The sequence below is a fragment of the Xenophilus azovorans DSM 13620 genome (assembly GCF_000745855.1).
In the GTDB taxonomy this organism is placed as follows: Bacteria; Pseudomonadota; Gammaproteobacteria; order Burkholderiales; family Burkholderiaceae_C; genus Xenophilus; species Xenophilus azovorans.
In genome coordinates, this window is the sequence record NZ_JQKD01000109.1 from 1 (window position 1) to 4,637 (window position 4,637).

8 protein-coding genes are annotated in these 4,637 nt (G+C 67.3%); 2 read left to right on the plus strand and 6 right to left on the minus strand.

All coding sequences use genetic code 11. From position 1 onward, the window contains the following. The 4 genes from Q392_RS26120 to Q392_RS26135 form a co-directional block, all read right to left on the minus strand. Nucleotides 1-495, minus strand: a 495-nt coding sequence (locus tag Q392_RS26120; protein ID WP_038215403.1) for a replication initiator protein A, incomplete at its 3' end; no start/stop codon positions are given. Between the two features lie 26 nt (nucleotides 496-521). Beyond that, complete coding sequence (locus tag Q392_RS26125; protein WP_003107109.1) at nucleotides 522-803, minus strand: helix-turn-helix transcriptional regulator; 282 nt, start codon at nucleotides 801-803, stop codon at nucleotides 522-524. Nucleotides 804-886: 83 nt separating this feature from the next. Continuing rightward, nucleotides 887-1,657, minus strand: coding sequence for a DUF2285 domain-containing protein (locus Q392_RS26130; protein ID WP_023114173.1), 771 nt, complete (start codon nucleotides 1,655-1,657; stop codon nucleotides 887-889). A 309-nt stretch (nucleotides 1,658-1,966) separates the two neighbouring features. Continuing rightward, a complete protein-coding gene (locus Q392_RS26135; RefSeq protein ID WP_023103962.1) occupies nucleotides 1,967-2,317 on the minus strand; it encodes a DUF2958 domain-containing protein in 351 nt (116 codons plus the stop codon). A 240-nt stretch (nucleotides 2,318-2,557) separates the two neighbouring features. Here Q392_RS26135 and Q392_RS26140 point away from each other — a divergent pair, with 240 nt between their 5' ends. Then, nucleotides 2,558-2,863, plus strand: a complete 306-nt coding sequence (locus Q392_RS26140) for a helix-turn-helix domain-containing protein (RefSeq protein WP_023103963.1) — start codon at nucleotides 2,558-2,560, stop codon at nucleotides 2,861-2,863. 63 nt (nucleotides 2,864-2,926) lie between these two features. Here the strand turns inward: Q392_RS26140 and Q392_RS26145 are convergent, their stop codons facing one another. Continuing rightward, on the minus strand, nucleotides 2,927-3,241 hold the full coding sequence (locus Q392_RS26145) for a DUF736 domain-containing protein (protein ID WP_023103964.1): 315 nt from the start codon (nucleotides 3,239-3,241) through the stop codon (nucleotides 2,927-2,929). An 809-nt stretch (nucleotides 3,242-4,050) separates the two neighbouring features. Between Q392_RS26145 and Q392_RS33165 the strand changes: the two genes are divergently transcribed. Further along, nucleotides 4,051-4,212 (plus strand): hypothetical protein, encoded by a 162-nt coding sequence (locus Q392_RS33165; protein WP_023114172.1) that lies wholly within the window; start codon nucleotides 4,051-4,053, stop codon nucleotides 4,210-4,212. 129 nt (nucleotides 4,213-4,341) lie between these two features. On the opposite strand, the gene Q392_RS26150 is transcribed toward Q392_RS33165, so the two are convergent. Continuing rightward, complete coding sequence (locus Q392_RS26150) at nucleotides 4,342-4,551, minus strand: hypothetical protein (protein WP_023114171.1); 210 nt, start codon at nucleotides 4,549-4,551, stop codon at nucleotides 4,342-4,344. Nucleotides 4,552-4,637: the final 86 nt, after the last annotated feature.

The window sequence follows — 4,637 nt, forward strand, 5'->3', positions numbered from 1 at the left end:
GGCATCGGCCAGTTCCTTCCATTCGTTGATCCACGAAAAGCGGTGCAGGCGCCGGCCTGTTGTCTCGCGGATGGACGTGGCCACCGTGGTCGATTGCAGGCGATCCAGCGCGGCCTTGAGGCGCTGGTAGTCTCGCAGCGACTTGCCGCGCCCGATGAAGCGCAGGATCTCGTAGGGCGTCGCGCGCATCAGCCGCGACGGGCGCAGGCCCGCGTCCTTCGCTTCCACGATCTGCGAGGCCGCCCATATCAGCACGTCCGCATCCCAAATCGTGGCGATGCCGTGCTCCTGCGTGCCCTCTACGCGGATCGTCACGTTGCCCGCGCGGAAGTCGATGGGTTTGACCCGCTTGGACTTGCCGAGCGAGAAGAACGGATAGGCCATCAAGTCCTGGCTGTCGCGCGGCGCCATGTCGCCGGGCAAGGCGCGGAACAGGTCGAGCTGTTCGCGCTCCTGCAACGACCGCTGCCGGAACGGCAGCGCGGAGCTGGACATGGTGATGGCCTGCCGCGCGCCGCCGATCAGCGCGCACGGCTGTCGGCCGAGTGGTGCTCGGCGTACTCGGGATCGGAAGTCGTCTCGAAGCTGCGATCGGCGGCCCAGGCATCGAGGTCGGCCACGGCGTACATGACGCGCCGGCCGAACTTGCGAAAGCGCGGACCACCACCGATCACGCGCTGCTTTTCCAGCGTGCGCGGCGACAGCCGCAGGTACTCGGCGGCTTCGTCGTTGGTGAGATAGCGTTGGGGCTGCGCGGCAGCGGTCGAGACAGTGGCGGCAGGCCGCAAAGGAGCGGGACGCATGGTGTGAACCTCCATAGCTTTCAAAGCTCCGGCCACACAGCGCAACCGGATGGAGGCAGTCTCAGAAAACCAAGCTGTCCTGCTCAGGGCCGTTTTGCGTCGTCCTCAAAACGACCCTTCTCAAGCGGCGGAAGCTGTGCTAGGCGGCGATAGCCGCCGCGCATCAGCGCATCGCCGCGCCGTACCAAGCGGCGTACCTTGGAGCGCAGGCCGCCGTCGCTGTACCAATCGGCTGCGGCATCGCCGCCGAACAAGCCTTCGGCCACCTCGCGCAAGGACGCACCCGCTAGGGTTGCGTCGAGCGCCTGCAAGGTGTGTAGCTCAAGCAGCGCGGCGGGTGCCGGCCTGGGCTTCGCAGAAGCCAGGGCCGCGCCGAGCGCATGGTTGCGCGCAGGTGCGGCGGCGCCGCCGCGGCGGGCATAGGCGACAGCCATCCCGTCTTCCAGGCCGGGCGCCAGCGCGAAGCGCAGGCAATGACCTGGGCTGTGCGCCATCAGCGCCAGCCCTTTGCCGTCATGGAGCAGTTGCTTGTGCCCGGCAATGCGCCAAAACGTGAACGCGGGAGCATACTGCGGCGGATCGGCGTCGGGATAGAGCTGCACCACGGCCACATGGCCGGGCAACCAGGCTGGATGCGCGTCGCGCGCATCCAACGCCGGATCTTCCAGCAGGCGCAAGCCCCAGCGATGCGCCGCCTGCTGCGCGGCTTTCGGCCGGCGATGATGGCGCAGCCAGTCGAGCCGGTAATCGGGGTTTCTGCGCAGATATTCCCAGGCCGTCCCAAGGTCGTCCAAGTGCAGCACGTACAGATACGCGGCAGTCGGATACCAGTGCTCGGCGCTGCGATCGACCATGACGCAACCTCCCTGCGAACAGGACTGGCCGCGACGGAAGAACTACGTGCTACATCGGTGTCATCAGAACGAAATGGGTTAAGGGAATAGTTGGGCTGTCAAGTCCGACTGGCTCCGATGCGTTGCGGTATTCGTCTCAATGCTGCGGCGGCAGCGTCCCTCCCGTGGGACGCCGTACAGGCCAGCCTGCCGCAGTCCGCGTCAGGCATCATGTCCGTTTGGATCAGACTGGCGCGGCTACGCCGCAAGAATCTCGATTGAGACCTGCCCGGTATGACACCAGACTGAAAAAGTCACAGTAGGCTGTGTTCAGTCCGGGATAGCCCCGTCGCGCTCGGCCAGCCGGGTGTATTCCGACAGCGTGCGCGTGGGCCGGAAGTAGCGGTCGCGCATCACGGGCTGCTGATGCGGCCCGACGATGCCAGCCAGCTCGGACAGCTTGACGGTTCCTTGCGCCGGCATTCCGATTCCCAGGTCGATGAGGCCCCAGGCGGTGTCGCCATCGGCGGGATCGAGTGCGGCCAGCAGCCAGGTCACATGCGCGTCCGGCGTGAACAGCCGCACCACGGGCACCGGGTCGATGGCCTGGCCGGCGGCACGAGCCTCGCCGTTGGCGAGCAGTTGCGCGCGCTCCGGGACGGTGGCGAGTGGCTGGGGCATGGTTGGCAATCCCACAAATCCAATGATGCACGGATGCGGTTTCACGCCCAAGCGCAGAACCGCCAAACCGGATTTACGCCTTCGTGTGCAAGCACGGATGCGCTTGCGTGGCTTTGCTGGAACCAGCAAATGCGGATTTCCGTAAAGGCACGAAAACGTAGAACACCAAATGAACACTATAGATTGTAGCCCTATAGGGCGCAATGGGCTGTCATCTTGGTTTTTCGAGGGAAACCATAGGTGGCGGCTGGGAACTCATTGGCGAAGGCGTTGAAGACAGTCAGGAAGGCGCGTGGCTTGAGCCAGGAAGCCTTCTCTGACGTGTCCAGCCGCACCTATATGAGCACCCTCGAACGCGACCTGAAAAGCCCGACCCTGCATAAGCTGGCCGAGCTGTGCGAGGTGATGGAGATCCACCCGCTCACGCTGCTGACGCTGGCCTACGCGGGCGACAGCCCGCACAAGGCCGACGAGCTGCTGGCGCAGGTGCGCCGGGAGCTGGAGGCGGTGCTGAAGGAGCGCGGCGCGGCGAAGCCGCGCGCGTGACGTGGTGATGTGCTGCGAACAGCAGCACAGCGCCCCGCCGCGATGGGCGGGGCGCTGCGGCGGTCACGCCGCCTGGGGCTTGCTGCGCGACCAGATCAGGTCGTGCGTACCGTCCTCGCCTTCGATCAGGCGGGCATAGACCGGAGCCGGGAACGAAGGATCGTCGAGGGTCACGGACTTGTATTCCCGCCCGGCCTCGCTGGTCTTGTTCCACGCCGCGCCGATGTCGTGGCCGGCGGCTTGGAGGCGGAAGTCGGGGGCGTTCTCGCTGCTGCCCTTGTCGTTGGGAACCAGCTTGACCTTGACGTTGAGCGTCAGGGTGCGCAGCGTGCCGGTGAAGCCGTCTTTGTCTGCGGTGAAGGTGCCGATGTTGGCCATGATGATTTCTCCTTTCGGTTGAACAAGGTTCGCGCCCATCGCGTCCTTGTTGTGATCCGGCCGGCGGGGGACGGGCTGGCTGCACCGCTTGCGGTCGAAACGCAGTGGAGAGCCTGGAGGCGAAAAGAATTTGCTGCGCGAGGAAGCCGCGCAGCGGCGGGGAAATTGTTTTCGCCGGACGGTTGCAGCCATGAAGCCCGAGGCGCAGCCGCGCCCCGCCAGGATTCACAACGAGACAAGGACGCCTTGGGCCGAACCGCTCCGAAAGGAGATGGGGCCGACTCGGCATCCCCGCCCGAAGGCTTCGCCGGCTCGCCCGCTGACGCGGGCCAGGTCAACCACCCGACGACAGGCGAGAACGCCCCTGCCGCACCTTGCGGCGCCGCTCTTGAGGCGTGGCGTGGAAGCTCCATAGCGATGCCGGGCGGGTTGTCCGTGAACCTCCTTCGTGACGTGATGGGCAGGCACCGCCAGCGTTGAGGACGGCATGCACCTGCACAACCTGCCGCAGCAAGCGCCAGCGTGTTCGCCAGCGCCCCGTCCGTCGCGGCGGGGCGCGGGCCGGGCCGATCCGGCGCAGCCGGTTCGGCGGCATCGAGGGGCGCCAAGCATCGCGCGGCGGGGATAGCCCGCAGGGCTTTCCCCTGGAGGCAAGCGAAGCGCGCAGCGCCGCAGGCGCGAAGGCGTGAGGGATTGAAGCCGAATGGGCCGTGACGGCAAAGACGGCACGGGGCGTAGCCCGAAAGCCCGGCGGCGCTGCGCGCCGACACGCCCAGGCCGTTCCAGATTTCCAAGCAGGAAACGCGGACATGCCTCTGATGAAATGGGCGCGGCTTACGCTGCGGGGTATGCACGCGGCAAGCCGAAAACTGCGGGTGATTCCTGCGCACTGCGGGCGCTTCGGCTTGCAGGCCCATGCGGGCCTGCCATCGCCGGGCGGGAAGCCCGGTCACGTCAACGCCGCCGCCTGAACTGCCGTGATGGCGGCGGCGTTCCGATTCGGCTGTGGGCTTGGAACACCGGGCGCGGCCACTGCCGCGCCCGGATTTTGCGTCCACCGCGCCCAGGACGGTACGGCCTGGGCGCGGTGCTGATCGCGGTTATCCCTTCGTCTCGATGAGCCACCACACGGCACGCGGCAAGGCGCGGCCTGTGATGGGATGAATGTCGGTGAGGTCGGCGCGGGCTGTCCAGCCCGAGGGCGGACGGTAGCCGCGCACGTCGCCTGCGCCGTGCCAGCGGCGGGCGCGCACAGTGCCGGGGGCGTAGATCGCCGCCATGCGCGGGCGGCGGGTGGTGGTGCGGGTCATGGGGGCTTCTCCTTCCAGCGAAGCGCCCCGGTCGAGGCCGGGGCGCTTGCCTTCGGCGCGGGTCAAGCGGCCAGCGCCTCGGCGGG

What these genes read in the sequence shown, in the direction of transcription:
- Q392_RS26125 (WP_003107109.1), bottom strand. Translation starts at nt 803, where the DNA reads ATGCGTCCCGCTCCTTTGCGGCCTGCCGCCACTGTCTCGACCGCTGCC.
- Q392_RS26130 (WP_023114173.1), bottom strand. Translation starts at nt 1,657, where the DNA reads ATGGTCGATCGCAGCGCCGAGCACTGGTATCCGACTGCCGCGTATCTG.
- Q392_RS26135 (WP_023103962.1), bottom strand. Translation starts at nt 2,317, where the DNA reads ATGCCCCAGCCACTCGCCACCGTCCCGGAGCGCGCGCAACTGCTCGCC.
- Q392_RS26145 (WP_023103964.1), bottom strand. Translation starts at nt 3,241, where the DNA reads ATGGCCAACATCGGCACCTTCACCGCAGACAAAGACGGCTTCACCGGC.
- Q392_RS33165 (WP_023114172.1), top strand. Translation starts at nt 4,051, where the DNA reads ATGCCTCTGATGAAATGGGCGCGGCTTACGCTGCGGGGTATGCACGCG.
- Q392_RS26150 (WP_023114171.1), bottom strand. Translation starts at nt 4,551, where the DNA reads ATGACCCGCACCACCACCCGCCGCCCGCGCATGGCGGCGATCTACGCC.